Source organism: Sinomicrobium kalidii (genome assembly GCF_021183825.1).
GTDB classification, from domain to species: domain Bacteria; phylum Bacteroidota; class Bacteroidia; order Flavobacteriales; family Flavobacteriaceae; genus Sinomicrobium; species Sinomicrobium kalidii.
The window spans coordinates 1963169-1987496 of sequence record NZ_CP089211.1 but is presented as its reverse complement, the minus strand read 5'-3'; the positions used below and the strand labels follow the sequence as shown (position 1 = coordinate 1987496).

General features: G+C 46.5%; 21 protein-coding genes. 14 read left to right on the top strand and 7 right to left on the bottom strand.

What is annotated here, in order from left to right; all coding sequences use genetic code 11:
* Positions 1–26: 26 nt before the first annotated feature.
* Positions 27–1298, top strand: coding sequence for a BaiN/RdsA family NAD(P)/FAD-dependent oxidoreductase (locus LS482_RS07890; RefSeq protein ID WP_233031232.1), 1272 nt, complete (start codon positions 27–29; stop codon positions 1296–1298).
* 70 nt (positions 1299–1368) lie between these two features.
* Here LS482_RS07890 and LS482_RS07885 read toward each other — a convergent pair whose 3' ends face one another.
* Complete coding sequence (locus LS482_RS07885) at positions 1369–1833, bottom strand: DUF4168 domain-containing protein (protein WP_233031231.1); 465 nt, start codon at positions 1831–1833, stop codon at positions 1369–1371.
* A gap of 177 nt (positions 1834–2010) precedes the next feature.
* Between LS482_RS07885 and LS482_RS07880 the strand changes: the two genes are divergently transcribed.
* The 4 genes from LS482_RS07880 to LS482_RS07865 all read left to right on the top strand — a co-directional run bounded on the left by LS482_RS07880 (position 2011) and on the right by LS482_RS07865 (position 6112).
* Positions 2011–3093: a diphosphomevalonate decarboxylase gene (locus tag LS482_RS07880; RefSeq protein ID WP_233031230.1), complete on the top strand. Its 1083-nt coding sequence runs from the start codon at positions 2011–2013 to the stop codon at positions 3091–3093.
* A 131-nt stretch (positions 3094–3224) separates the two neighbouring features.
* Complete coding sequence (locus LS482_RS07875) at positions 3225–4163, top strand: mevalonate kinase family protein (protein ID WP_233031229.1); 939 nt, start codon at positions 3225–3227, stop codon at positions 4161–4163.
* A gap of 137 nt (positions 4164–4300) precedes the next feature.
* On the top strand, positions 4301–5209 hold the full coding sequence (locus LS482_RS07870; RefSeq protein ID WP_233031228.1) for a geranylgeranylglycerol-phosphate geranylgeranyltransferase: 909 nt from the start codon (positions 4301–4303) through the stop codon (positions 5207–5209).
* Positions 5210–5284: 75 nt separating this feature from the next.
* Complete coding sequence (locus LS482_RS07865; RefSeq protein ID WP_233031227.1) at positions 5285–6112, top strand: pseudouridine synthase; 828 nt, start codon at positions 5285–5287, stop codon at positions 6110–6112.
* A 57-nt stretch (positions 6113–6169) separates the two neighbouring features.
* On the opposite strand, the gene LS482_RS07860 is transcribed toward LS482_RS07865, so the two are convergent.
* The 4 genes from LS482_RS07860 to LS482_RS07840 form a co-directional block, all read right to left on the bottom strand.
* Complete coding sequence (locus LS482_RS07860) at positions 6170–7654, bottom strand: cellulose synthase family protein (RefSeq protein ID WP_233031226.1); 1485 nt, start codon at positions 7652–7654, stop codon at positions 6170–6172.
* Between the two features lie 440 nt (positions 7655–8094).
* Complete coding sequence (locus tag LS482_RS07850) at positions 8095–8913, bottom strand: purine-nucleoside phosphorylase (protein ID WP_233031225.1); 819 nt, start codon at positions 8911–8913, stop codon at positions 8095–8097.
* Positions 8914–9006: 93 nt separating this feature from the next.
* On the bottom strand, positions 9007–9351 hold the full coding sequence (locus LS482_RS07845; RefSeq protein ID WP_233031224.1) for a hypothetical protein: 345 nt from the start codon (positions 9349–9351) through the stop codon (positions 9007–9009).
* A 74-nt stretch (positions 9352–9425) separates the two neighbouring features.
* Positions 9426–10667, bottom strand: coding sequence for a 3-deoxy-D-manno-octulosonic acid transferase (locus LS482_RS07840; RefSeq protein WP_233031223.1), 1242 nt, complete (start codon positions 10665–10667; stop codon positions 9426–9428).
* Positions 10668–10947: 280 nt separating this feature from the next.
* Between LS482_RS07840 and LS482_RS07835 the strand changes: the two genes are divergently transcribed.
* The 6 genes from LS482_RS07835 (at position 10948) to odhB (ending at position 19556) form a co-directional block, all read left to right on the top strand.
* Positions 10948–12081, top strand: coding sequence for a DegT/DnrJ/EryC1/StrS family aminotransferase (locus tag LS482_RS07835; RefSeq protein ID WP_233031222.1), 1134 nt, complete (start codon positions 10948–10950; stop codon positions 12079–12081).
* Between the two features lie 32 nt (positions 12082–12113).
* On the top strand, positions 12114–13142 hold the full coding sequence (galE, locus tag LS482_RS07830; RefSeq protein WP_233031221.1) for a UDP-glucose 4-epimerase GalE: 1029 nt from the start codon (positions 12114–12116) through the stop codon (positions 13140–13142).
* A 190-nt stretch (positions 13143–13332) separates the two neighbouring features.
* Positions 13333–14625, top strand: a complete 1293-nt coding sequence (locus LS482_RS07825; protein ID WP_233031220.1) for an amidohydrolase family protein — start codon at positions 13333–13335, stop codon at positions 14623–14625.
* A 61-nt stretch (positions 14626–14686) separates the two neighbouring features.
* Positions 14687–15037 (top strand): hypothetical protein, encoded by a 351-nt coding sequence (locus tag LS482_RS07820; RefSeq protein WP_233031219.1) that lies wholly within the window; start codon positions 14687–14689, stop codon positions 15035–15037.
* A 279-nt stretch (positions 15038–15316) separates the two neighbouring features.
* On the top strand, positions 15317–18160 hold the full coding sequence (locus LS482_RS07815; RefSeq protein WP_233031808.1) for a 2-oxoglutarate dehydrogenase E1 component: 2844 nt from the start codon (positions 15317–15319) through the stop codon (positions 18158–18160).
* A gap of 166 nt (positions 18161–18326) precedes the next feature.
* A complete protein-coding gene (gene odhB, locus LS482_RS07810) occupies positions 18327–19556 on the top strand; it encodes a 2-oxoglutarate dehydrogenase complex dihydrolipoyllysine-residue succinyltransferase (RefSeq protein ID WP_233031218.1) in 1230 nt (409 codons plus the stop codon).
* 78 nt (positions 19557–19634) lie between these two features.
* On the opposite strand, the gene LS482_RS07805 is transcribed toward odhB, so the two are convergent.
* Positions 19635–19991 carry an arsenate reductase family protein gene (locus LS482_RS07805; protein WP_233031217.1) on the bottom strand — a complete coding sequence of 119 codons (357 nt, stop codon included), beginning with the start codon at positions 19989–19991 and terminating at the stop codon, positions 19635–19637.
* 92 nt (positions 19992–20083) lie between these two features.
* Between LS482_RS07805 and LS482_RS07800 the strand changes: the two genes are divergently transcribed.
* Positions 20084–20554 (top strand): DinB family protein, encoded by a 471-nt coding sequence (locus tag LS482_RS07800; protein ID WP_233031216.1) that lies wholly within the window; start codon positions 20084–20086, stop codon positions 20552–20554.
* On the opposite strand, the gene LS482_RS07795 is transcribed toward LS482_RS07800, so the two are convergent.
* Positions 20544–21314, bottom strand: coding sequence for a DUF3298 and DUF4163 domain-containing protein (locus tag LS482_RS07795; RefSeq protein ID WP_233031215.1), 771 nt, complete (start codon positions 21312–21314; stop codon positions 20544–20546). The genes LS482_RS07800 and LS482_RS07795 overlap by 11 nt on opposite strands.
* Before the next feature lie 218 nt (positions 21315–21532).
* On the opposite strand from LS482_RS07795, the gene LS482_RS07790 reads away from it, so the two are divergent.
* Both LS482_RS07790 and gdhA read left to right on the top strand, forming a co-directional pair.
* Complete coding sequence (locus tag LS482_RS07790) at positions 21533–22672, top strand: cystathionine gamma-synthase (RefSeq protein WP_233031214.1); 1140 nt, start codon at positions 21533–21535, stop codon at positions 22670–22672.
* Positions 22673–22784: 112 nt separating this feature from the next.
* Entirely contained in the window at positions 22785–24128 is a 1344-nt protein-coding gene (gene gdhA / locus LS482_RS07785; RefSeq protein ID WP_233031213.1) for an NADP-specific glutamate dehydrogenase, read from the top strand.
* The last annotated feature ends 200 nt before the right edge of the window (positions 24129–24328 follow it).

The following is a 24328-nucleotide window of genomic DNA, read 5'->3' as shown; positions in this document are numbered from 1 at the left end:
ATAAAAACAAAGCTATTTTTGCCGGTATGAAACACAGGGAGAAAGTCGCTTCAGGCGAGATGGTCAGACAAAGGGAACCCGACGTGATCATCGTGGGAGGTGGTGCAGCCGGGTTCTTTGCCGCGGCGCATATTGCCGAAACCGATCCTGCTTTACGTGTGGTTGTCCTCGAACGCAGTGCGGAGGTACTTTCCAAGGTGAGGATATCCGGGGGCGGACGGTGTAATGTTACCCATGCACAGTTTGTTCCCGGGAAACTGACAACCAATTACCCGAGAGGGCAGAAGGAGCTCCTGGGGCCTTTCCACTCATTCTGCAGCGGGGATACGGTAGAATTTTTCGAGAGCAGGGGCGTGGCGCTTAAAACAGAGGATGACGGAAGAATGTTCCCGGTCACCGATACTTCCCAAACCATTATTGATTGCCTCGTGAAAGAAACTTCGGGACGTGGCGTGGCCGTATTTACCGGCCATGTTGTGAAACAGATCGATAAGGGAGAAAACGGCTGGGAACTGCATACCAGCAAAGGGAACTTTAGTTGCCGTAAACTCCTGATAGCTACCGGGAGCAGCCCGAAAATGTGGGATGTGCTGCAAAAAATGGGGCATACGGTGGTGCCTCCTGTTCCTTCGTTGTTTACCTTTCATATAAAAGATCCCCGTATTTCCGGGTTGATGGGTGTATCGGCACAGGTAACGGTCCGGTCGGATACGATGCGGAACATGACGTTTGAAGGCCCTTTACTGATCACGCACTGGGGCATGAGCGGCCCGGCCGTTTTAAAACTTTCCGCCTGGGCGGCGAGGGAACTGCATCGGTGTAATTACAGGTTTTTACTGGAAGTTAACTGGCTGCATACGGTTTCTTTTGCCGATGCACTGGATATTTTGAAGGCATACGGAGAGGCAAACGGGAAAAAACAGGTACTTGCCTCAAGACCTTTTGACGTGCCGAGGCGATTATGGGCAAGGTTAACGGAGGCGTGTGGAATTCGCGAAGGACAACGCTGGGCAGAAATTCCCAAAGGTGTACCGGAACAACTGGCCGGTCAGCTTACAAAAGGTATTTTTCAGGTTACCGGCAAAAGTACATTCAAGGAAGAATTTGTTACGGCCGGGGGCGTGGAACTGAAAGAAATAGATTTTAAGACCTTTGAAAGCAAGATCCATAAAAACCTGTTCCTTGCCGGGGAGGTGTTGAATATCGATGCCGTGACCGGCGGATTTAATTTCCAGAATGCGTGGACCGGGGCTTATATGGCTGCCAGGGCCATAACGGAAAGTTCCGGAGCAGATTAAAAAAAACAAAAATACCTTTCGGAAAAAGCTTCACAAAAGGCATTTTTTCGATATTATATCTTTCGGCGACTTATTGCTGTTTTGCCAGTAGTGCCTGTAAACGTTTTTGCAATTCGGCATCCGTTTGCAGGGCTACGGCCACTTCCTGGTACCTGTCCAGGGAAATCCCTTCTTTGGTGATCACCTCTTCCATTTCTTTTTGGAAGCCCGACTGCATTTCCTGCATTTTACTCATCACCACACCGAATTTTTCCTTTTCCTCGGCACTGGCTTCAAGATTTTTTTCCTGCGATTGTGATGCTTTAAATAATTCGTTGAAACGGTCTATTTCAAAACCGTTGTCTTTTACGGTTTCCATCATTTTTTGCTGTGCCTGTACATTTATTTCCTGTACGCCCTGAAAGGCGGTAGCAATTTTACCCAGTTCACTATCCGATACTTCTACCTTTTTTTGTGTTGTTGTTTGTGCGAAGGCGGTAACACCTACCATCAAAAAACAGACAAGAAAAGATTTTAATTTACCCGTAAATTTCATTTTTGTAAGAATTTTAATGTTTTTTAATTTTGCCGAAACTACAATAATATGTAGGGGAAACCAAAATTTTTTTCTATTTAACAGTAACTTAACCGGATTATAAAGTTTTTTGGGGCAGTTTTTCCCCGGAAAAACGATAAGTTCGGAAAGGATTATATTTGCAGAAATTATTCAGCGATGACCGAAAAGGACTTTATGCCTTCAGCATATTCTTTTATGCCGGATTCGGGGAGCTTTACCTGGAGGTCTCCCAGCAATATTGCCCTGGTGAAATACTGGGGAAAGCGGGAAGAGCAGCTGCCGGCCAATCCCTCCGTGAGTTTCACCCTGGATGCCTGTGCTACCACAACCACCCTGAGTTACGAAAAAAGAAAGACGCCGGCCTCCGGATTTAGTTTCGAATTGCTTTTTGAAGGCCGATCCCGGGAAGATTTCAAACCCAAGATAAACGGTTTTTTTAAGCGTATCGAAAGTTTTCTCCCCTTTTTACGACATTATGATTTCACCATCGAAACATCCAATTCCTTTCCGCACAGTAGCGGAATAGCTTCTTCTGCCAGTGGTATGAGTGCCCTGGCATTGTGCCTGATGAGTATGGAAAGGGAGATGTGCCCGGACATGGCCGACAATGATTTTACCCGAAAGGCCTCTTTTCTGGCAAGGCTGGGTTCCGGAAGCGCTTGCAGGAGTGTGGAGGGAAAGCTCGTGGTATGGGGAGATCATCCGGAAATAGAAGGAAGTACGGATCTATATGGTATCCGGTATCCGGACGGGGTGAACCCCGTATTTGAAACCTATCAGGACACCATATTGCTGGTGGACAAGGGAGAAAAACAGGTAAGCAGCTCCGCGGGGCACGGATTGATGCATGGACATCCCTTTGCGGAACGGCGCTTTGCGCAGGCCGGGGAAAACCTGTCAGAACTCCGGCGTATCTTCAGGGAAGGCGATTTGAAGGCATTTACCGAAATTGTGGAAAGCGAAGCCCTGACCCTCCATGCCATGATGATGACCAGCCGGCCCTATTTTATACTGATGCGGCCGGGTACGTTAGAGGTTATCCGTAAAATATGGGATTTCAGAAGGGAAACGGGGAGCAATATGTGCTTTACACTGGATGCCGGTGCCAATGTACACGTGCTGTATCCGGAAGCAGAAAAAACCAGGGTATTGGAATTTATTAATAATGAGTTGGTTGTATATTGTGAAAACGAGCACTATATTTGCGACCGCATTGGATTCGGTGCCAGAAAATTATAAGGGAATAATGCGTCGGAATTGACGGAGTGACAACATTTTTTTTGAGAAAAATAGTACTAAATTGCAATAAAAATTGTTCTCATCGTTAAATTTGTGTACCTTTATAAAGGTTTGGCCGTAATTTTAAAAAGATGAAAGGACCGTTATTTTACTCGAAAATTCTGCTCTTCGGGGAGTTTGGTATTATCAAGGATTCCAAAGGATTGTCGATTCCTTATAATTTTTATAACGGAGCGCTGAAAACGGCCGGGGATCTCTCGGAAGAAGTAGCCAGCTCCAACCTGAGCCTGAAGCACTTTGCAGATTACCTGCATAACCTGCAGACCGAAAGACCGGATCTGGTGACTTTCGATATAGAAAAGCTGAAAAAGGACGTAGCGGAAGGGATGTATTTTGACAGCAGTATTCCGCAGGGATACGGTATAGGAAGCAGCGGGGCCCTGGTTGCGGCCATTTATGACAAGTATGCCAATGACAAGATCACGGTGCTGGAAAACCTGACCAGGGACAAACTACTGAAATTAAGAGCTATATTCGGGGAAATGGAATCTTTTTTCCACGGAAAATCTTCCGGGCTTGATCCGTTGAACAGCTACCTGAGCATCCCTATTCTCATTAATTCCAAAGACAATATAGAACCTGCGGGTATCCCTTCCCAGAAAAAGGGCGGTAAGGGCGCAGTATTCCTTCTGGACAGCGGCATGGTGGGCGAAACCGCACCCATGGTACAGATATTCATGGAAAACATGAAGCAGGAAGGTTTTCGTAAAATGCTCCGGGATCAGTTTATCAAACATACCGATGCCTGTGTGGAAGATTTTCTGAAAGGCGATGTAAAGTCGCTGTTCGGCAATATCAAACAGTTGTCTCACGTGGTCCTCGACAATTTTAAACCGATGATCCCGGCACAGTTCCACAAACTGTGGAAGCACGGTATAGAGACCAACGAATATTACCTGAAGTTGTGCGGATCGGGCGGAGGCGGATATATCCTGGGCTTTACACAAGACATAGAGAAGGCTAAAAAAGCTTTGAAAGACTACCGCCTGGAGGTTGTCTATAATTTTTGAAAACCTGAGCTGACATCGGAAGGCAAAGAGGTGTGAAAAAAATATTCCTTTCCTTATATTAGCAGTATCGGATAACATTCCCGGAACATATCATTTTTGGATTTGGTCCCTGTTGCCCGGCCTTAAAAATTAAACATGTGCAGCTATCCAGGAAGAACAGACTGATATTGCTTAAACTCCTAAGTATTTTTTCAGTGGTCCGGGGGTACAATGTGCTGGTTATTGCCATAGCACAATACCTCACTTCCATATATATACTGGCACCGGAGAAACCGCTTATGCGTGTGGTGCTGGACGGCAACCTGTTCGCCATAGTGGCGGCATCTGCCCTTGCTATAGCTTCCGGGTATATTATCAACAACTTTTACGATGCGGAAAAGGACCTTATCAACCGCCCCAGGAAGACCATGCTGGACCGCCTCATCAGTCAACGGACCAAACTGACCACTTATTTTATCCTGAATTTCGTTTCGGTGATCTTTGCCAGTTATGTGTCGTTCCGTGCAGTTGCCTTTTTTTCCGTTTACATCTTTGCCATATGGTTTTATTCGCATAAACTGAAGCGTATTCCGCTGTTGGGAAACATTATTTCTTCGGTATTGGCCATAACACCCTTCTTTGCAGTGTTTATTTATTACAAGAATTTCGCGATGGTCATTTTTGTGCACGCGGTATTCCTGTTTCTCATTATCCTTATCCGCGATATGGTAAAAGACCTGGAGAACATCAAAGGGGATATCGTGCAGGGCTACAGGACCGTGCCGGTGATCTACGGGGAAAAGGCCTCGAAAAGGATCATCACGCTGCTGGCATTCTTTACCTGGGCGCCTACTTATTTGCTGATTGCAACCTTTGAAATAGGGCATATGGATATCTTTTTCTACGGCTGTTTTTTATTGCTCCTCATCTTTTTGATCCTGATGTGGAGGGCCGCTTCGAAAAAGGATTACCTGATACTTCACAATATCCTGAAGTTTATTATCGTAGCCGGGGTTTTCAGTATACTGCTGATTGATGTTGATCTGGTACTGAACAGGATTTTATAATCCGTGCAGGCGGTTTTAAAAAACAGGGAGGGTACAGTTCAGCGCGAATCCCCTATCTTTGCAAAAAATAAGAACATGAGCAGAACAGATAAAAACAGAAAGGGAAAAATATCCGGGAGACAGGGAGGAAAACGGAAGGAGAGCCATGCCAGGGGAAATGCACCCATCCGGAAAAAACCTTTGTTGAAAAACCCGGAAGAGATACGCCTCAACAAATACATTGCCAATTCCGGGGTCTGTTCGCGAAGGGACGCGGATATTTATATCGTGGCCGGAAATGTATCGGTTAATGGTGAGCCCGTTACTGAACTCGGTTATAAAGTAAAACTAACGGATGAAGTGCGTTTTGACGGCAAGGTCATCAAGCCCGAGAAAAAGGAGTATATACTTCTCAATAAACCAAAAGGTTTTATTACCACAACAAAAGATGAAAGAGGCAGGAAGACGGTGATGGAGCTGGTATCCAATGCTTCCAGGACCAGATTATTGCCTGTAGGGCGCCTGGACCGCAATACTACAGGCTTACTGCTGTTCACCAATGACGGCGACCTGGCCAAAAAACTTACCCATCCGAAACACGGGGTCCGGAAGATATATCACGTGGAGCTCGACAAGAACCTCAAACAGTCCGATCTGGTGCAAATACAGAAAGGGCTTACTCTCGACGACGGCCCGGTGGAAGTGGACGAAGTGAGCTATATCGAGAATGCACCCAAACGCGAGGTGGGCGTCAAGATTCACAGTGGGCGTAACCGCATTGTCCGGAGGATATTCGAACACCTCGGGTATAAGGTGATAAAACTGGACCGGGTGATCTTTGCCGGACTGACCAAGAAAGACCTTCCGAGAGGGCATTGGAGGGTGTTAAAGCAACAGGAGGTCGTTAACCTGAAAATGCTTTAAGCTTTGCTTATCTGTGGCGGTGAGTACGTTATAATTTATCTTTTTCCCGTTCCGCTGTCAGGCTTTGGATGTTAACGATTTAAAGAATACGAATCCGAAACCGAGGAACAGCATAAGGTGAAAGGGGAACAGTCCGTAATCATTCAGTGGTATGGCACTGTACATCCCGAAGAGGAAATAAAAGGCCAGAAGCGCTTCCAGCAAGGTGTTGGGCGATAATTTTTGGCGCAGGTATTTATTGCCTTTCCAGCTATCCGCAAGATTTTTGATGTTGAATTTCGGGGTTCTTACAAATTCGCTCCGTTTGCCCATATGTCCTTCCAGTACGGCTACGGAATTGTGCAGGGAGAAGCCCATGGCCACAGAGAAAAAGGTGAAGAACATCTTTATATAATCTATAAAATTGTCAAATCCGCTGCCCTGGATGTTCTTGTAGGTAAACCAGTAGCAGACAAATAATATAACGGTACTGGCAATAAAGAAACTGGTCACTTCGAAGATCCAGTCCAGGTGTCCGAATGTGTTTTTAATATAGAGCATGGGAATACTCAGCAGTGCCACAATAAACACACAGAGGAACATGGAGCTGTTGAGCAGGTGGAGTACCCCGTGGAGTTTGGTTTTAAAAGGAATGTTCCGGGCGGCCATGACACGTGTCACCGTTTTCCTGAAGTTTTCTGCGCCCCCCTTGTTCCAGCGGAACTGTTGTGAACGGGCTGCGCTGATGACCACGGGGAGTTCTGCCGGGGTTTCCACATCTTCCAGGTATTTGAATTTCCAGTTTTTCAGCTGGGCCCTGTAGCTGAGGTCCAGGTCTTCGGTAAGTGTATCCCCTTCCCAGTTCCCGGCATCAATAATACATGCTTTCCGCCAAATTCCCGCAGTGCCGTTGAAATTGATAAAATGGCCCTTACTGTTCCGCCCCACCTGCTCCAGGGTAAAATGAGCGTCAAGGGCAAATGCCTGTATTTTGGTCAGGAGGGAATAATTGCGGTTGAGGTGGCCCCAACGGGTCTGTACTACTCCTATTTCGTGGTCCTTGAAATAAATAACGGTTTTTTTCAGCCAGTCAGTCGCAGGGAGAAAATCCGCATCGAAAATGGCAATGAACTCGCCTTTGGCTATCTTCAATCCTTCTTTCAGCGCACCGGCCTTAAACCCTTTTCGGTTTTCCCTTCGGATGTGTTGAATATCCAGTCCCGTTTCCCGGAGTTTTGCGATCTGTTTGGCGGTTTCGGTTACCGATTCGTCCGTTGAATCATCCAGCACCTGGATTTCGAGTTTGTTTTTCGGGTATTCTATTTTCGCAATATTGTCCAAAAGCCGCTCTACTACATACTCCTCGTTGTAAATGGGGAGCTGAATGGTAACGTACGGGATTTCCCGGGGGTCCAATAAATTAAATTTCGGGGCCTTGTCATTTTTTTGCTTATGTCCCAGGTAATTGACAAGCAGGTTTAACTGTGCCAGGCTATAAAAGAAAATGAGCAGTAATGCTATGCTGTATATAGCAATGACAATGTAAGAAAGTGTTAAAACCATTTAATTTATTTTATAGATCCAACCCAAAATTTTTACGGCGGCAAAGATAGTATCTTTTACGGTTCCCGAAACTTTTGAAAATGTCAATTTTTATTTTGTAATAAACTGAAATTTAATGACATAATTTTTTTGGTAAAACCTGACTGTTCCCTTGTTTTACCTTTAATGGCTTTCCGGTTACCAATGGTACTTCAGGTTTGCCATTTCACAGTCCGGGTAATCCGGATAATCACCGACCATAGATACGATGATACCGGTTGGTTTGGATGTTCTTGGCGGTTTGTTTTTTCTTTCGGGAAGGAACTTCAGGCCATGACGATCGTCTGTGCGAATTGCGTCTCCGCACAATTAGCTGACAGGATGCGCTTTCTTGTGTTGCTCCCACGCTTATTTAAACGCAGGGAGCAGTAATTTATGATTTACCTGACTTGCGGAAATTCTTATGAGAGCTGTTTTATTAACGCTTTGAACAACGTTATCATATCGGGTTCTGCTTTGGTTGCCGTGGCAATGATATCTGTTACGTTGACCGGGGCAAGATGGTCGGGGTCGCATTCATCGGTCAATACGGAAACGGCAACAACCGGCAGTTTCAGATGATTGGCCACAATAACTTCCGGTACGGTGCTCATTCCCACGGCATCGGCGCCTATGAGCTTCAGGTAGCGGTATTCCGCTTTGGTTTCCAGTTGAGGGCCCACTACCGAGGCATATACACCTTTTCTCAGGGTTATATTGTTTTCGGCTGCAATATTTTCCAGTAGTTTTCGCATGGGCGGGTCATAAGGCTCGCTCATGTCCACAAAGCGTTCGCCGAAATCCGGGACATTATTGAAGGCCAGGGGTGAATCGCCCTGGAGGTTGATATGGTCTTCAATGAGCATGATCTCCCCTTTTTTGAATTGCAGGTTCACAGCACCCCCGGCATTGGAAATGAGCAGTCGTTTTATACCGAGCCGGTGCATTACCCGTATGGGATAGGTAACATCGATGAGGTCATACCCTTCATAAAGGTGAAACCGGCCCTGCATGACCACTACTTTTTTACCTTCGATCTTTCCGTAAATAAGTTTTCCGGAATGAAATTCCACAGTGGCCAGGGGAAAGAACGGAATATGGCTGTAATAAACGGTTAAGGGGTTTTGGATTTTTTCTACCAGTTTCCCCAGCCCCGTGCCGAGTACAATACCTATTTCCGGTTCCAGGAACCCTTTTTCCCTGAGATAGGCTACAGATTTGTTGAGGTCGTTTTGTGTCATTTTTCTTGAATAATTGCCATGGGAAATTTACAAAAAATAAAAACCCGCCTGAAATGAAACAGGCGGGTTTTGTATTCCTGAACAGTTGGTCTCTTACTGCTCTGTTTTTTCATTAACCTCGTCAACCGTTTTTTGTACGGCATCATCCACGGCTTTATCAACCTCTTCACCGGCTTTTTTAACCTTGGACTTGGCACTGTCAAGCACCTCTTCGCCTTTTTCTTTAAGCGTGTCGGCAGCTTTCTTGGTTTCATCCCAGGTATCTTCCGCTGCATCTTTGGTATCGTCCCAGGCCTCTTCCGCTTTATCTCCGGCTTCATCCATGGTTTCTTCTATCTGTTCCCCGGTTTCTTCGGATTTTTTCTTGGTGTCCCTGCACGAGGTAAAAGTGATGGCAAATACGGTCAGTAAAACCGCGCTTAAAAATACTTTCTTCATAATCTGAGTTTTTACGTGTTAATATTGGAAAAGCTCAGGAAATGTTTTTCCTGTAACTTTTCTTTAATTACGTGTTATAATAATGTACGTATAAACTCCAGTATTTGGATGACGGCCCCCCTGTTTTTTTTAATGTAGGCGGCATTGATCTGTCCTGTTTCTTTTCTAAATTCTTTATTATTAGTTAATTGTAGTAATGTTTTGTGAAACTGGTCTTTGCCGGAAACAGGCAATACCCCTTGCAAAGCTACCAGCTCGTTGGCTTCCTTGAATTTGCCATAGTTTTTTCCGATGATGACCGGGATACCGAAAACGGCGGGTTCCAGGATGTTGTGAAGCCCGGTAGTGCCCATTCCCCCGCCCACATAGGCCATATCGGCATAGCTGTATATTTTTGTGAGAATACCAATGGTGTCTACAATAAGGACTTCGTATTCCCGAAGGTCTTTGCCCTGTCTTTCCGAATACAGCACGGATTTTTTCCGGATGGATTTTTTTAATGCTTGGTTATGTGCGGGTTTTATATTGTGAGGGGCCAGTACGAATTTTACCTCCCCGGTAGTGTTATTGATGAAATCCACCAGTATTTCCTCGTCTTCCGGCCAGGTGCTTCCGGCAACGAAACAGAGGTTGCCATTGTGGAAGGGCTCCATAAAATCCAGGGTGTTGTCCCTGTGCAGTATTTCTGTCACCCGGTCCAGCCTGGTATCGCCGCTTACGGTAACACGCGCAATGCCGATATTGTGCAGCAATTCCCCCGAACGCTCATCCTGAACGAAAAAGCGGGCAAATGTCTGTAACGAACGGCGCATGAACCCGCCATAGGATTTAAAGAACATCTGGTCCCTGCGGAATATGGCAGAGATGAGGATGGTTTGAATGCTCCCTTTTTTCAGCAGGTGCAGGTAATTGGGCCAGAATTCGTATTTGACAAAAACGGCGAGTTCGGGGTGCACAAGGTCCAGGAATTTTTTGGCATTCCTCCTGGTGTCAAGTGGTAAATAGGTGATGATATCTGCCGCCCCGCTGTGTTTTTTTACTTCATAGCCGGAAGGGGAAAAAAAAGTGACCAGTATCTTGTGATCCGGAAATTCGGTTTTCACCTTTTCCATCACCGGTAATCCCTGTTCGAATTCCCCCAGTGAGGCCGTGTGAAACCAGATGACCTTATCTTCCGGTGCAATCTGTTGTCGGAGGACGGCAAAGACCGTTTTCCTGCCATTGACAAAAAGCTTTATTTTTTTATCGAACAGGGCGACGATCCGAAGCAACAGGCCGGTAAGGGATATCAGGATATTGTATATAAAAAGTGTCATTACACCGCCGGAATTTGGCAATCGGGATAAAATCCCGGTCATTCGCAGCTAAAATACATTTCTTTCTGTAAATGTGCCCCGGTAAAATCAAATTTTTCGGCTTCGTGAAAATCATTCCTGTTTCATTGGCAGTCGTCCCTTTATTTCGTAATATTGTTTGGTTTTTTAAGTAATATTTTAGCCTTTGCATATGCCTTTTCCGGCGGTTGACTTTTGCAGCGCCTTTTCCGTACAGAAGAGGTAAAGGTGGCGAAGGTTTATAATCTAAATACAGCACATAGTGAAGAAAATACAGATGGTTGACCTCAAGGGTCAGTATGAATTTATCAAGGATACTGTTGACCGGTCTATTGCAGAGGTTATTGATTCCGCAGCCTTTATCAACGGTCCGCAGGTACACGCTTTTCAGAAAGAACTGGAGGAATACGTCGGGGTGAAGCATGTTATACCCTGTGCCAACGGAACAGATGCCCTGCAAATAGCCATGATGGGCCTGGGGCTGGAACCCGGAGACGAGGTGATCACGGCCGACTTTACCTTTGCGGCCACGGTAGAGGTCATTGCCCTTTTAAAGCTGACCCCTGTACTGGTGGATGTGGAACCCGATACGTTTAACATAGATCCCGAAGCCATACGAAAGGCCATTACCCCGAAAACCAGGGCCATTGTTCCCATACACCTGTTCGGACAGTGTGCGGATATGGATGCCATTATGGAAATTGCAAAGGAACACGACCTTTATGTTATTGAAGATAATGCCCAGGGGATCGGTGCGACCTATACCTCTAAGGACGGGACAAAAGTAAAGACCGGCGCCATCGGTGATGTATCCGCCACGTCCTTCTTTCCGTCCAAGAACCTCGGGTGCTATGGCGACGGCGGGGCCATATTCACCAATAATGACAAGCTGGCCCATACTATCAGGGGTATAGTGAATCACGGAATGTACGAACGTTATCATCACGATGTGGTAGGGGTGAATTCCCGCCTCGATTCCATACAGGCTGCCGTACTTCGGGCCAAACTTCCGTTGCTCGATACGTATAATGAAAAGCGTAAAGCGGCCGCGTCAAAATATACGAGGGCGCTTGAAGGAGAAGAAAAAATCATTACTCCCGTTCTGGTGGGTGAAGCAGACGCTCACGTATATCATCAGTATACATTAAAAATAAAAGAAGGGAAGAGGGATGCACTGGCACGTTTTTTAAATGAAAATGAAATTCCCTCCGGGGTATATTACCCGATACCCCTGCACCGGCAGAAAGCATATGCCGACGAACGGTACAGGGAAGAAGCGTTCGGTGTAACCAACCAACTGGCAAAGGAAGTCATATCCCTCCCCATGCACACGGAACTCGATGATGAACAGATTGAATACATTACCTCCAAAATAAAGGCATTTGTTAACCAATAGTGAACAAAGCGGATAAAAGGTTATATTAAAAAATGGCAGCGAAAAAGAAAATTTTAGTGACGGGGGGACTGGGTTTTATCGGTTCCCATACCGTGGTGGAATTACAGAACGAGGGATTCGCAGTAGTGATCATCGACAACCTGTCCAACTCATCCATCGATGTGCTCGAAGGGATAACCCGCATTACGGGCAAAACCCCGCAGTTCGAAAAAATGGATTTGCGTGAAAAAGCGAAGGTAAAGGCATTCTTTGCCAAACATTCCGATGTGGAAGGCGTCATCCATTTTGCCGCGTCCAAGGCCGTGGGCGAAAGTGTGGAAAAACCCCTCTTGTATTACGAAAACAATATCAATACCCTGGTGTATATATTACAGGAACTCCGGGACATGGGCGGGGCCGGTTTTATATTCAGTTCTTCCTGTACCGTTTACGGACAGGCCGATGAGTTGCCGATTACCGAAAATGCCCCGGTAAAAAGGGCGGAGTCTCCTTACGGGAACACCAAGCAGATAGGCGAGGAGATCATTGCCGATACCTGCAAGGTGCATGAAAACCTGAAAGCCATATCCCTCAGGTATTTTAATCCCATTGGTGCCCATCCTTCCGTAGAGATCGGCGAATTGCCCCTGGGTGTGCCGCAGAACCTGGTGCCGTTTATTACACAAACCGGAATGGGGCTTCGTGAGCAGTTGTCTGTTTTCGGGGGAGATTACCCTACGCCCGACGGTACGGGTATCCGCGATTACATACACGTAGTAGACCTGGCCAGGGCGCATGTAGTAGCATTGCAGCGCCTTTTAAAAGGAGAAAACAAATCCAATTATGAAGTGTTCAATGTGGGTACCGGGAAAGGAAGTTCCGTACTGGAAGTGATCAACAGTTTTGAAAAGGTTTCCGGCGAAAAACTCAATTACAGGATAGTAGACCGCAGGCCCGGCGATATTACCGCAGCATATGCGGATACGACGAAAGCCAATACGGAGCTCGGATGGGAATCCCGGTCTACCCTTGATGAAGCGATGCGTTCTGCCTGGGAATGGGAAAAAAAGATAAGAAGTTGACAGGTAGTGAATATCGGAGCCCCTTTTTTGTAAAAACTTCGGTAAAAACTGTGAAAAAATAAGGCTTTTGTGCCCGTATGTTTGAATAGTTTGATTAAATTGTTGCAGCTGAAGGGGAAATATTTTCCCGATATTTGTACATCCGGCCCCTTGGCGGTAATTCTTGTGATAACTAACCAAATAATCAACTATGAAAAAATGGCTTTTTTGCGTTGCACTGTTGAGTGTGGCAATACTTCAGGCACAACAGACCTATTTGCACTGCGGAAAAATTATCGATACCGACAAGGGAAAGGTGCTCACGGAAAAGACGCTGGTCATTTCCGAAGGGAAGATCCGACAGGTAGCGGACGGTTATATCATTCCGGAAGATGCGGGGGATAAGGTGATTGACCTGAAAAACAAGACCGTGCTGCCCGGGTTTGTCGATATGCATGTTCACCTCGAACACGAAACCAATCCGAAACGCTACCTGGCCAGGTATACCGAAAACGAGGCCGATGTGGCTTTTGAATCGGCTGTGTTTGCCAAAAGAACATTAATGGCCGGATTTACCACGGTCAGGGATCTTGGGGGCAGCGGAGTAAATACTGCGCTTCGGGATGCTGTAAAAAAAGGGTATGTAGCAGGGCCGAGAATTTTTTCGGCCGGAAAATCCATAGCAACTACCGGGGGGCATGCAGACCCCACCAACGGCAGCCGCAAGAACCTGATGGGTGACCCGGGCCCGAAGGAAGGGGTTATCAACTCTCCCGAAGGAGCCCGTAAGGCCGTAAGGCAGCGTTACAAAAACGGGGCGGACGTTATAAAAATAACCGCTACCGGAGGGGTGTTGAGCGTAGCCAAAAGCGGCAGGAACCCCCAGTTTTTTATTGACGAAATAAAGGCTATAACAGAAACCGCCGCCGATTACGGTATGCTGGTAGCCGCCCACGCCCATGGTGACCGTGGAATGCAACGTGCCGTATTGGGCGGAGTGAAGACCATAGAACACGGTACTTTTATGAGCGAAGAGACTATGGAGCTCATGAAAAAGCACGATGCCTATTATGTGCCTACCATTACTGCCGGAAAAGAGGTGGCCGAAAAAGCGGAAGTGAAAGGTTACTATCCGGAACTGGTGGTGCCGAAGGCAAGGGAAGTGGGGCCGCAGATTCAGGGTACTTTTGCCAGGGCCTATAAAAAAGGGGTGAAGATTGCCTTCGGTACGGATGCCGGGGTGTTTAAACACGGTGAAAATGCCCGCGAATTCCAGTATATGACAGAAGCCGGAATGCCTGAAATGGAAGCCATACAGTCGGCCACAGTAACCCCTGCAATACTGCTGGGTATGGAGAATGAGATAGGTCAGTTAAAGGAGGGATTCCTGGCAGATATTATAGCTGTAGACGACGACCCCGTAAAAGATATAAAAACCCTTCAGAATGTAGTATTTGTCATGAAAGAAGGGGTAGTGTATAAAAAAGAAGGCGCAGCACAGTAAAAACAAAAAGGTGATGTGGCTTCCGTGATCGCATAAACTTAAAAACATACAGATAATTGTTGTGGTACCACAGGTAAAAGATATTTCATCCTTGCTGGCATGTGCCCGAGAGGAACAGTTGATGGAAAAACTGGTGTTGCAACTCCGCAAGGATTTCCAGTCTGCCAACGTATTTGTTGAAATAGAAACGACTGTTTCACCGGGACAGCTCAGAAGGACCCTGCACGAAACGGTTTTTCTTCTTATGCGCGACAGGTTTAACGATTATCTCAACCTGTTGTATATCATTGATGTTTCCGAAGAACAGGTAAAACGCATACAATCCATAGATACCGTGGAGATTTCCGAAGAAGTGGCTTTCCTGATCCTGAAAAGGGAATGGCAGAAAGTTTGGCTCAAGAACAGGATATAAAGGTGTAAATTACTGCTCCGTCCTTCAGAATTGTCTGTTCCTTTCACAGGCAAACCGGGTAAAAACGGAAGGCGTGGCACACCCTGTTTTCCGTTTCGGATGTTCAGGAAGGAATCCCACAAAAAGGAAGGATATAGTTAGTGCGACCGTGTTTTTGTTCCGGCTTGTTAAAATCTTGCCAATTGCATATATAAATGTATCAAAACTTTAACACCATGTATTTGAAATATTGTACTTTTGAAAAAAATTTGTCATAACGATACTGCTGAAAAAGATAATATGGACAAGTATTCTTTTTTGAATGCTGCGCATACAGCATTTTTTGCTGACCTGTACGATCAGTATTTACAGAGTCCTGACAGCGTGGAACCCAGCTGGAGGGCTTTTTTTCAAGGATTTGATTTTGGAATGGAAAGTGCGGGCCCCGATGGCTTTCCTTCTCAGAACGGCACCCCTGTTCCCGGTGCAAATGGCGAAACAACCATTGTTGCGGAAGGGGTGGAAGTACCCGAGATTGTCGTTAAGGAATTCCGGGTGGTAAAACTCATTGATGCCTACAGAAGCCGGGGACATTTGTTCACCAAGACCAACCCGGTGCGTGAACGCAGAAAATACAGCCCTACGCTGGTCAAAGAGAATTTCGGCCTTACCGATGCCGACCTCGATACCGAATTCAAGGCCGGAGAGATACTCGGTATTGGTACCCAGACCCTGAGAGAGATCATTCAACACCTCAAGAATATCTATTGCGATTCCATTGGGGTGGAATATATGTATATCCGGCAACCGGAAGAAGTGGAATGGATTCAGAAAAGGTTGAATGTCAATGACAATCACCCTACCTTCAGTGCCGATGAGAAAAAACACATTCTCCGGAAACTGAACGATGCCATTGCCTTCGAAAGCTTTCTGCATACCAAGTATGTCGGGCAAAAGCGATTTTCCCTTGAAGGAGGCGAATCCCTGATCCCCGCGCTCGATGCCATTGTGGAGAGAGCGGCAGATTCGGGAGTAAAGCAGTTTGTCATGGGAATGGCACACCGCGGAAGACTGAATGTGCTTACCAATATCTTCGGAAAGTCGGCCAAGGACATTTTCAGTGAATTTGACGGAAAAGATTATGAGATCCCGGCTTTTGACGGCGATGTGAAGTATCACCTGGGGTGGACTTCCGACCGCAAAACAAAGACGGGAAAGGAAATAAATATGAATATCGCTCCCAACCCCTCACACCTCGAAACCGTGGGAGCGGTGGTGGAAGGAATAACCAGGGCCAAGCAGGATAATCACTATGCCGACGACTTCTCCAAGGTGTTGCCGATCGTGGTTCATGGAGATGCTGCAATAGCCGGGCAGGGCATCGCTTATGAAGTGGTGCAGATGGCCAAGCTGGACGGTTACGGAACCGGGGGGACCATCCACATGGTGGTTAATAACCAGATCGGTTTCACCACAAACTACCTGGACGCCCGTTCGTCCATTTACTGTACCGATGTCGGGAAGGTAACATTGTCCCCCGTGCTTCACGTCAACGCAGATGATGTGGAAGCCGTGGTGCACGCTGCCCTGTTTGCACTCGATTTCCGGATGACCTTTAAGCGCGATGTGTTTATAGACCTTCTCGGTTACCGGAAATACGGCCATAACGAAGGAGATGAGCCCAGGTTTACACAACCCAAGCTCTATAAAGCCATAGCCAAACATCAAAATGCACGGGATATCTATGCCGAAAGACTGATCTCGGAAGGTGTCATTGATAAAGGTTATATAGGAAAACTGACAGACGAATACAAATCGCTGCTCGAAGAAGAACTCGAAGATTCCCGAAAGGAAAATACCACGAGGATCACCCCTTTCATGCAGGACGAATGGAAAGGGTTTGACCTGGTGAGGGAAGATCGGATGTTAAAACCGGTAGACACCAAATATCCGAAGGAAAAGCTTACGGATATAGCGGAGGTGATCACCAGGCTGCCTGAAGACAAGAAGTTCCTGAGGAAAATAGAGCGGCTTGTAGGTGACCGTCATAAAATGTTCTTCGAGACCGATACGCTCGACTGGGCCATGGGAGAACTGCTCGCCTACGGTACTTTACTGGACGAAGGTTTTGACGTGAGGATAAGCGGGCAGGATTCGGAAAGAGGTACCTTTTCGCACCGCCATGCCGTGTTGAAAGTAGAAGACAGTGAAGAGGAGGTGGTATTGCTGAACCGCCTGAACGATCAGCAGGGAAAATTTTATATTTACAATTCGCCTTTGTCGGAATACGGGGTCATAGGGTTTGATTACGGCTATGCCATGGCCAACCCGAACACCCTTACCATCTGGGAAGCCCAGTTCGGCGATTTCAGTAACGGGGCACAGATCATGATCGATCAGTACATATCGGCAGCCGAAGACAAATGGAAGGTACAGAACGGTTTGGTAATGCTGTTGCCGCACGGATATGAAGGACAGGGCGCGGAACACTCCTCGGGCCGTATGGAACGCTACCTGCAACTTTGCGCCAAGGATAATATGTATGTGGCCGACTGTACCACTCCGGCCAACTTTTATCACCTGTTGCGAAGGCAGATGAAAGTCAATTTCAAGAAACCGCTCATTGTGTTTACGCCAAAAAGCCTATTGCGTCACCCCAGGGCGGTGTCCAAAGTAAGTGATCTTGCCGAAGGTACTTTCCAGCCGGTGATTGATGATGAGACCGTAAAGAACAAGGATGTAAAATCGGTAGTGTTCTGTACCGGTAAATTCTATTACGACCTGCTGGATGCCCGGGAGAAAAAAGGCAAGGAAAAAGAAGTGGCCCTTGTCAGGCTGGAACAACTGTTCCCTTTGCCTTCGGATGAAATAAAAGAAGTGATAAACAGCTATAAGAATGCCGAAGAGGTAGTCTGGGCACAGGAAGAGCCCCGGAACATGGGAGCATGGAGTCATTTGCTGATGCACCTGGAAGATGCCAGGAGTTTCCGGGTATGTTCGAGAAGGTTTTATTCTTCTCCGGCGGCGGGAAGTGCCGTAAGGTCCAAAAAACGCCACGAAGAAGTGATAGAATATGTTTTTGACAAGACCAAAGACAACAACATCCGGGATTACCGGGCCAAGAATGGCGGGTATGGGCATTAAAAGTCTGTTACCCGGATAGATTGGCAGAGACGCACGGCCGTGCGTCTCAAATGTGTAGGCCGTGTGCCTCCGCGGGACCGGGGTATCAGATACCATACCAGACTGTAGCAGTAGCAATAAAAAAACAAGAGAAAATAAAGAATACGACCAATAAAATTATAGCACAATGATTTTAGAAATGAAAGTTCCTTCGCCGGGGGAATCTATTACGGAAGTAGAAATAGCCGAATGGCTGGTTTCTGACGGAGATTATGTAGAGAAAGATCAGGCCATTGCTGAAGTGGATTCGGATAAAGCAACCCTGGAGCTTCCTGCCGAGGCCAGTGGTACCATTACCCTGAAGGCGGAAGAAGGCGACGCCGTTGCCGTGGGCGAAGTAGTTTGTTTGATAGATACCGGTGTGGCCAAGCCGGAAGGAGGGGCAGCTGAAGAAAAGTCAGAAAAGAAGGAAGAAGAGGCTCCGAAAGAAGCGCCCCAACCTGCTGCGCAACCTGCACAGGCTGAAAAAAAGGAAACTTATGCCACGGGGACCGCTTCTCCAGCAGCAAAGAAAATACTGGACGAAAAAGGAATTGCGGCAAATGAGGTAAAAGGCACCGGAAAAGATGGCCGTATTACCAAGGACGATGCGGTAAAGGCCGTGCCGTCAATGGGAACACCCGGCCCGGGAAGCAGGGGACAGGAGCGCAAAAAACTGTCCATGCTCCGGAGAAAAGTGGCAGAGCGCCTGGTTTCGGCAAAGAACGAAACAGCCATGCTCACTACGTTCAACGAAGTGAACATGACCCCTATCTTTAAACTCCGAAGTCAGTACAAAGAAGAATTCAAGGCCAAGCACGGGGTGAGCCTCGGGTTTATGAGCTTCTTCACAAAGGCTGTGGTAAGGGCTCTGCAGCTATACCCGGATGTAAATTCCATGATGGACGGTGATTACAAGATAAGCTATGATTTCTGTGATATTTCCGTAGCCGTATCCGGTCCCAAGGGATTGATGGTGCCGGTAGTTCGTAATGCTGAAAACCTTAGCTTCAGGGGTGTTGAATCTGAAATTAAACGCCTGGCCATCCGTGCCCGCGACGGAAAGATTACTGTAGATGAAATGACTGGTGGGACTTTCACCATTTCCAACGGAGGGGTTTTCGGGAGTATGCTGTCCACTCCGATCATCAATCCTCCGCAATCCGGTATCCTTGGAATGCACAATATCATAGAACGTCCTATTGCCGTGGAAGGAAAAGTAGAAATACACCCCATGATGTATGTGGCACTGTCTTATGATCACAGGATCATAGACGGAAAGGAATCCGTAGGTTTCCTCGTGGCCATAAAAGAGGCCCTGGAAAGCCCGGAAGAACTGCTTATGGACGGAAATGTCAAAAAGGCATTGGAACTGTAATAAATATACTCCCTGTTGAGATGCATGGCCTGCACGTTTGAGACGCACGGCCATGCATCTCAACAAGGGATTTTTAATTTATAATGCGGCGACCGCCTTGGCAGCCGCTTCAACGGTTTTTTTACTGTTTCCTGTAAATATTCCCCCGTTTACAATGATCACCGGCCTTTTGAGGAAGGTGTAGTGTTCCAGTATAAGTTGTTTATAATCCTCTTCCGTAAGATTTTCCGAGGCGAGGTTTCGCTCCTTATACAGTTTTGCCCTCCTGCTGAAAAGGCTTTCGTAAGAGCCGGACAGCACTTTCATTTCTTCCAGTTGTTTCACTGTAACGGGTTCCGGTTTTATGTCCTGGAATACAAAATTTCCCGGTAGCTGAAGTTGTTTGATGATGCGTTTACAAGTGTCGCAGGTACTCAGGTAATATACTTTGTTCATAAAGAATGGTTTTTGCAAAAATAGCCATAACTTTTCTATAATGCCAAGCGGCCGAATGCTTTGAAATAATTAGCTTTGAAGAAAAATATGTTATGACAGACCAACAGTTTGATGTTTTAGAACGTACCCGGGACATTGTTGTCAAATCCATAGAAGAATTGTCTCTGGAGCAGATGAACAGAATCCCCGGGGGATTCAACAACAATATAGCCTGGAATCTTGCCCACCTGGTAGTCTCCCAGCAGATTTTGTGTTACAGGCTTTCGGGGCTTCCCTGTACTATTGACGATGCCGTCATAGATCGTTATAAAAAAGGTACTGCCCCCGATCGGGAGCGCCCCATGACCGCAGAAGAATTACGATATTTCAGGGAAAAATTCCTCGGTAATGCTGCTAAATTCAGGGAAGACTACGAAAAGGGGATCTTTACGGAATTCCATACCTACACTACAAGCATGAATGTTACCCTGACCGATATACACGGCGCCATTGCTTATAACAACATGCACGAAGGATTGCACCTCGGGTACATACTGGCACTTAAACGGGCTGTCAGAGGATAGCCAGGTACTGTTTTACTTCCTCCAGGGGGATCTCCAGGGTTTTTCCGCCTTCGGCATATGAACTGATATCATAGGCGTTGTAGTGCAGGATAATATTGTCCTTGGTAAAGCCGATATTTTCCGGAAGCTGATAAGTGTCGTCTTCAAACCAGAAGCCGGTGCTGTTGATGTTGGAATTTGCCGGGATATTTTCCTGTTTCCGGAATTTTTGTTCGGCCATTTTTTTAAAATCCGCCATATTCTTGAATAAATCGGCATTCTGGTATTCTTTGCCGGTTTTGGGATCGAGGTTGAGATAGGTAAGGCTGGAATAACCGTGTGCCCCTCCCATATACATAAATGCGGAAAATGCAATACTGTGTAAGTTCTCACCCTTGTAGAGCACTTCTCCCTGGATATCCGCTTCGTAACCGAAAGCAAAATCCGGTTGCATTTCCTTGTCTTTCAGGTACTCGCTTTTAAAGTTCGCTATGGCATCTTCTATGGTCTCTTCCTTTTTGGCATCCGGGTCGAGTATAAAATAGCTGATGATCCTCTCGTCAATGATATTATTTATTTTATCGGCAATATCTGTAGTGGCTGTTGCCGTGGGGAAATTTACTTTAACCTTGGCACAGGGATTTTTTTCACAATCACCGGAGTCGGTAACGATCTTGTGAGCGGTGTATGAGAGCTCATCTGTGTCGACACAGCCCGTGAAGATAAGTATCAGGATGAATGGAAGGCATCGCATGGAGGGGTTGAAATTTTTCACGTTCATTTTATCCGGTTGAATTGTTAGAAATTTCTTTTGTCTGGGTCTTTTAGTGTTCAGGACGTTTTATACAAAAATGATGTATATACGGAATAATCAGCTAAAGATACTTCTTTATTGCGAATGGGAAAAAGTAAATGGCTATTTTTGTGTAGTACGGCGGGCGATATATCCGGTATTTGTTGGTATTGCCCCCGGTCTTTAGCTACGAAAACCCGAAACATATGAAATTCAATACCAAGACTATTCACGGCGGACAGGAATACGACAAGGCATATGGCGCCGTTATGCCCCCTATATATCAAACCTCGACATATGCGCAAACCACGCCGGGAGGACACAAGGGCTATGAATATTCGAGGACACACAATCCTACGCGAACAGCCCTTGAAAATGCCCTGGCCAGTATAGAGAACGGGGAATACGGACTGGCATTCGGCAGTGGGCTGGCTGCTATAGATGCCGTGCTGAAGTTGTTAAAACCCGGTGATGAGGTGATTGTTACAAACGACCTGTACGGCGGTACCTACCGGCTTTTTACCGGGATCTATGAAGATTTCGGGATAAAATTCAGGTTTGTGGAGATGAACGATGCCGGTAATACGGAAAACTATATTTCTCCGGCCACCAGGCTTATCTGGGTCGAAACCCCTACCAACCCCATGATGAATATTATTGACCTGGAAAAGATTGCGGCCATAGCAAAGAAGCACCGTTTACTTTTTGCCGTAGACAATACTTTTGCCACACCTTATTTACAGCAGCCTCTTGATCTCGGGGCGGATATTGTAATGCATTCTGCCACCAAATATCTCGGCGGACACAGCGATGTGGTAATGGGTGCCCTGGTGGTGAAAGCTAAGGAACTGGCAGAAAAACTCCGCTTTATCCAGAATGCAAGCGGGGCCATTTGCGGTCCTATGGACAGTTTTCTTGTACTCAGGGGAATTAAGACCCTGCATGTCAGGATGCAACGGCATTGTGAGAACGGCAGGGAAGTAGCCCTTTTTCTCGCAGATCACCCGTTGGTGGAAAAAGTGTACTGGCCGGGGCTGGAAAACCATCCCAATCACGATATTGCAAAGCGGCAGATGCGCGATTTCGGGGGAATGGTCTCCTTTGTAACCCGGGGGAATGATTTTGAAAAGGCCATTCGTGTGGTAGAAAGGTTGAAGGTGTTTACCCTGGCAGAATCCCTGGGAGGAGTGGAGTCACTGGCCGGGCATCCGGCGAGTATGACCCATGCCAGTATACCCAAAGAAGAAAGGGAACGCTCGGGAGTGGTGGATTCGCTTATACGGTTGAGCGTAGGGATCGAGGATAAAGAAGACCTCCTGGAAGACTTGCGGCAGGCATTGGATTAAGCCATCGTTAATAATTTGAAAAAATAAAGGCTATACTTTGCCTATATCGTATATTTGTGCCGATATTTTGAGGATTTTTAAATACATACCATTTTTTTGATACAACACACTTATGAAACAAACAGTCGACGAATTTTTAGCACTTGTTGAACAGCGAAATCTCCACGAACCGGAATTTATGCAAGCCGTAAGGGAGGTTGCAGAAACAGTGATTCCGTATATTAAGGAACACGATATATATTACGGAAAGAACATCCTGCTGCGAATGGCAGAACCGGAAAGGGTTATTATGTTCAGGGTACCCTGGGTCGATGACAAGGGGGAGATACAGGTTAACCGCGGATTTCGTGTGGAAATGAACTCGGCCATAGGTCCTTACAAGGGTGGGCTTCGTTTTCACCCTTCGGTAAACCTGAGTATACTGAAGTTCCTCGCTTTCGAACAGGTTTTCAAGAACAGTCTTACCACCTTGCCGATGGGCGGAGGAAAAGGAGGTTCCGATTTTGACCCCAAAGGAAAATCGGAGAATGAGATGATGCGTTTTTGCCATGCTTTTATGGCAGAACTGTTCCGTCATATAGGTCCCAATACGGATATTCCCGCCGGGGATATGGGAGTAGGCGCCAGGGAAATAGGCTTTATGTTCGGGCAGTACAAAAAACTGAAGAATGAGTTTACCGGAGTGCTTACCGGGAAAGGCCTTTCCTGGGGAGGCTCGCTTATCCGCCCCGAAGCCACGGGCTATGGCACCGTATACTTTGCCGAAAGTATGCTGAAGACCAAAGGTGAATCTTTTGAAGGAAAACGGGTGGTGATCTCGGGTTCAGGAAACGTGGCCCAGTATGCTGCGGAAAAAGCCGTCGTGCTCGGGGCAAAAGTGCTTACCCTTTCCGATTCATCCGGATATATTTATGATGAAGACGGTATCGATGAAGAAAAGCTTGCCCATGTGATGGAACTGAAAAACGTAAAAAGAGTAAGAATAAAGGAATATCTGGACAAATATCCGAAGGCCAGGTATATAAGCGGAAAAAAACCCTGGGGGGAGCAGTGCGACATAGCCTTGCCCTGTGCTACGCAAAATGAACTGAACGACAAGGATGCACAAATGTTGGTGAAGAACGGATGTATCTGTGTGGCCGAAGGCGCTAATATGCCTTCAACTCCCGGTGCGGTTGAAGTATTCCATAAGTCCAGGATACTGTTTGCACCCGGAAAAGCCTCCAATGCAGGAGGTGTGGCCACTTCCGGGCTGGAAATGTCCCAGAATTCACTGAGAGTGGGCTGGACCCGCGAAGAAGTGGACGAAAGGTTGAAAAAGATTATGCTGGACATTCACAATTCATGCATTCAATATGGTAAGGAAAAAGACGGATATACCGACTATGTCAGGGGAGCCAACATTGCCGGCTTTGTAAAAGTGGCGGATGCCATGCTCGCACAAGGAGTAGTGTAATTGTTATAATACTGTATTTGAGTATTTTATAGAGGAATGCTTCAGGGCATTCCTCTTTTTTTGTACCCTCGTGTGTCTGTGAACCGAAATGGAGGAGCGGAGATGATCATTGATATGAAATACTGTCTATACAGCTGTTTTACAGTAATTTTTCTTACTTTTCAATTCTCGATACGCGACATATTTACAGTAATTTATCG

What these genes read in the sequence shown, in the direction of transcription:
- LS482_RS07790 (WP_233031214.1), top strand. Translation starts at nt 21,533, where the DNA reads ATGAAATTCAATACCAAGACTATTCACGGCGGACAGGAATACGACAAG.
- odhB (WP_233031218.1), top strand. Translation starts at nt 18,327, where the DNA reads ATGATTTTAGAAATGAAAGTTCCTTCGCCGGGGGAATCTATTACGGAA.
- LS482_RS07795 (WP_233031215.1), bottom strand. Translation starts at nt 21,314, where the DNA reads ATGAACGTGAAAAATTTCAACCCCTCCATGCGATGCCTTCCATTCATC.
- LS482_RS07885 (WP_233031231.1), bottom strand. Translation starts at nt 1,833, where the DNA reads ATGAAATTTACGGGTAAATTAAAATCTTTTCTTGTCTGTTTTTTGATG.
- LS482_RS07880 (WP_233031230.1), top strand. Translation starts at nt 2,011, where the DNA reads ATGACCGAAAAGGACTTTATGCCTTCAGCATATTCTTTTATGCCGGAT.
- LS482_RS07860 (WP_233031226.1), bottom strand. Translation starts at nt 7,654, where the DNA reads ATGGTTTTAACACTTTCTTACATTGTCATTGCTATATACAGCATAGCA.
- LS482_RS07825 (WP_233031220.1), top strand. Translation starts at nt 13,333, where the DNA reads ATGAAAAAATGGCTTTTTTGCGTTGCACTGTTGAGTGTGGCAATACTT.
- galE (WP_233031221.1), top strand. Translation starts at nt 12,114, where the DNA reads ATGGCAGCGAAAAAGAAAATTTTAGTGACGGGGGGACTGGGTTTTATC.
- LS482_RS07890 (WP_233031232.1), top strand. Translation starts at nt 27, where the DNA reads ATGAAACACAGGGAGAAAGTCGCTTCAGGCGAGATGGTCAGACAAAGG.
- LS482_RS07840 (WP_233031223.1), bottom strand. Translation starts at nt 10,667, where the DNA reads ATGACACTTTTTATATACAATATCCTGATATCCCTTACCGGCCTGTTG.
- gdhA (WP_233031213.1), top strand. Translation starts at nt 22,785, where the DNA reads ATGAAACAAACAGTCGACGAATTTTTAGCACTTGTTGAACAGCGAAAT.
- LS482_RS07875 (WP_233031229.1), top strand. Translation starts at nt 3,225, where the DNA reads ATGAAAGGACCGTTATTTTACTCGAAAATTCTGCTCTTCGGGGAGTTT.
- LS482_RS07800 (WP_233031216.1), top strand. Translation starts at nt 20,084, where the DNA reads ATGACAGACCAACAGTTTGATGTTTTAGAACGTACCCGGGACATTGTT.
- LS482_RS07865 (WP_233031227.1), top strand. Translation starts at nt 5,285, where the DNA reads ATGAGCAGAACAGATAAAAACAGAAAGGGAAAAATATCCGGGAGACAG.
- LS482_RS07815 (WP_233031808.1), top strand. Translation starts at nt 15,317, where the DNA reads ATGGACAAGTATTCTTTTTTGAATGCTGCGCATACAGCATTTTTTGCT.
- LS482_RS07850 (WP_233031225.1), bottom strand. Translation starts at nt 8,913, where the DNA reads ATGACACAAAACGACCTCAACAAATCTGTAGCCTATCTCAGGGAAAAA.
- LS482_RS07805 (WP_233031217.1), bottom strand. Translation starts at nt 19,991, where the DNA reads ATGAACAAAGTATATTACCTGAGTACCTGCGACACTTGTAAACGCATC.
- LS482_RS07845 (WP_233031224.1), bottom strand. Translation starts at nt 9,351, where the DNA reads ATGAAGAAAGTATTTTTAAGCGCGGTTTTACTGACCGTATTTGCCATC.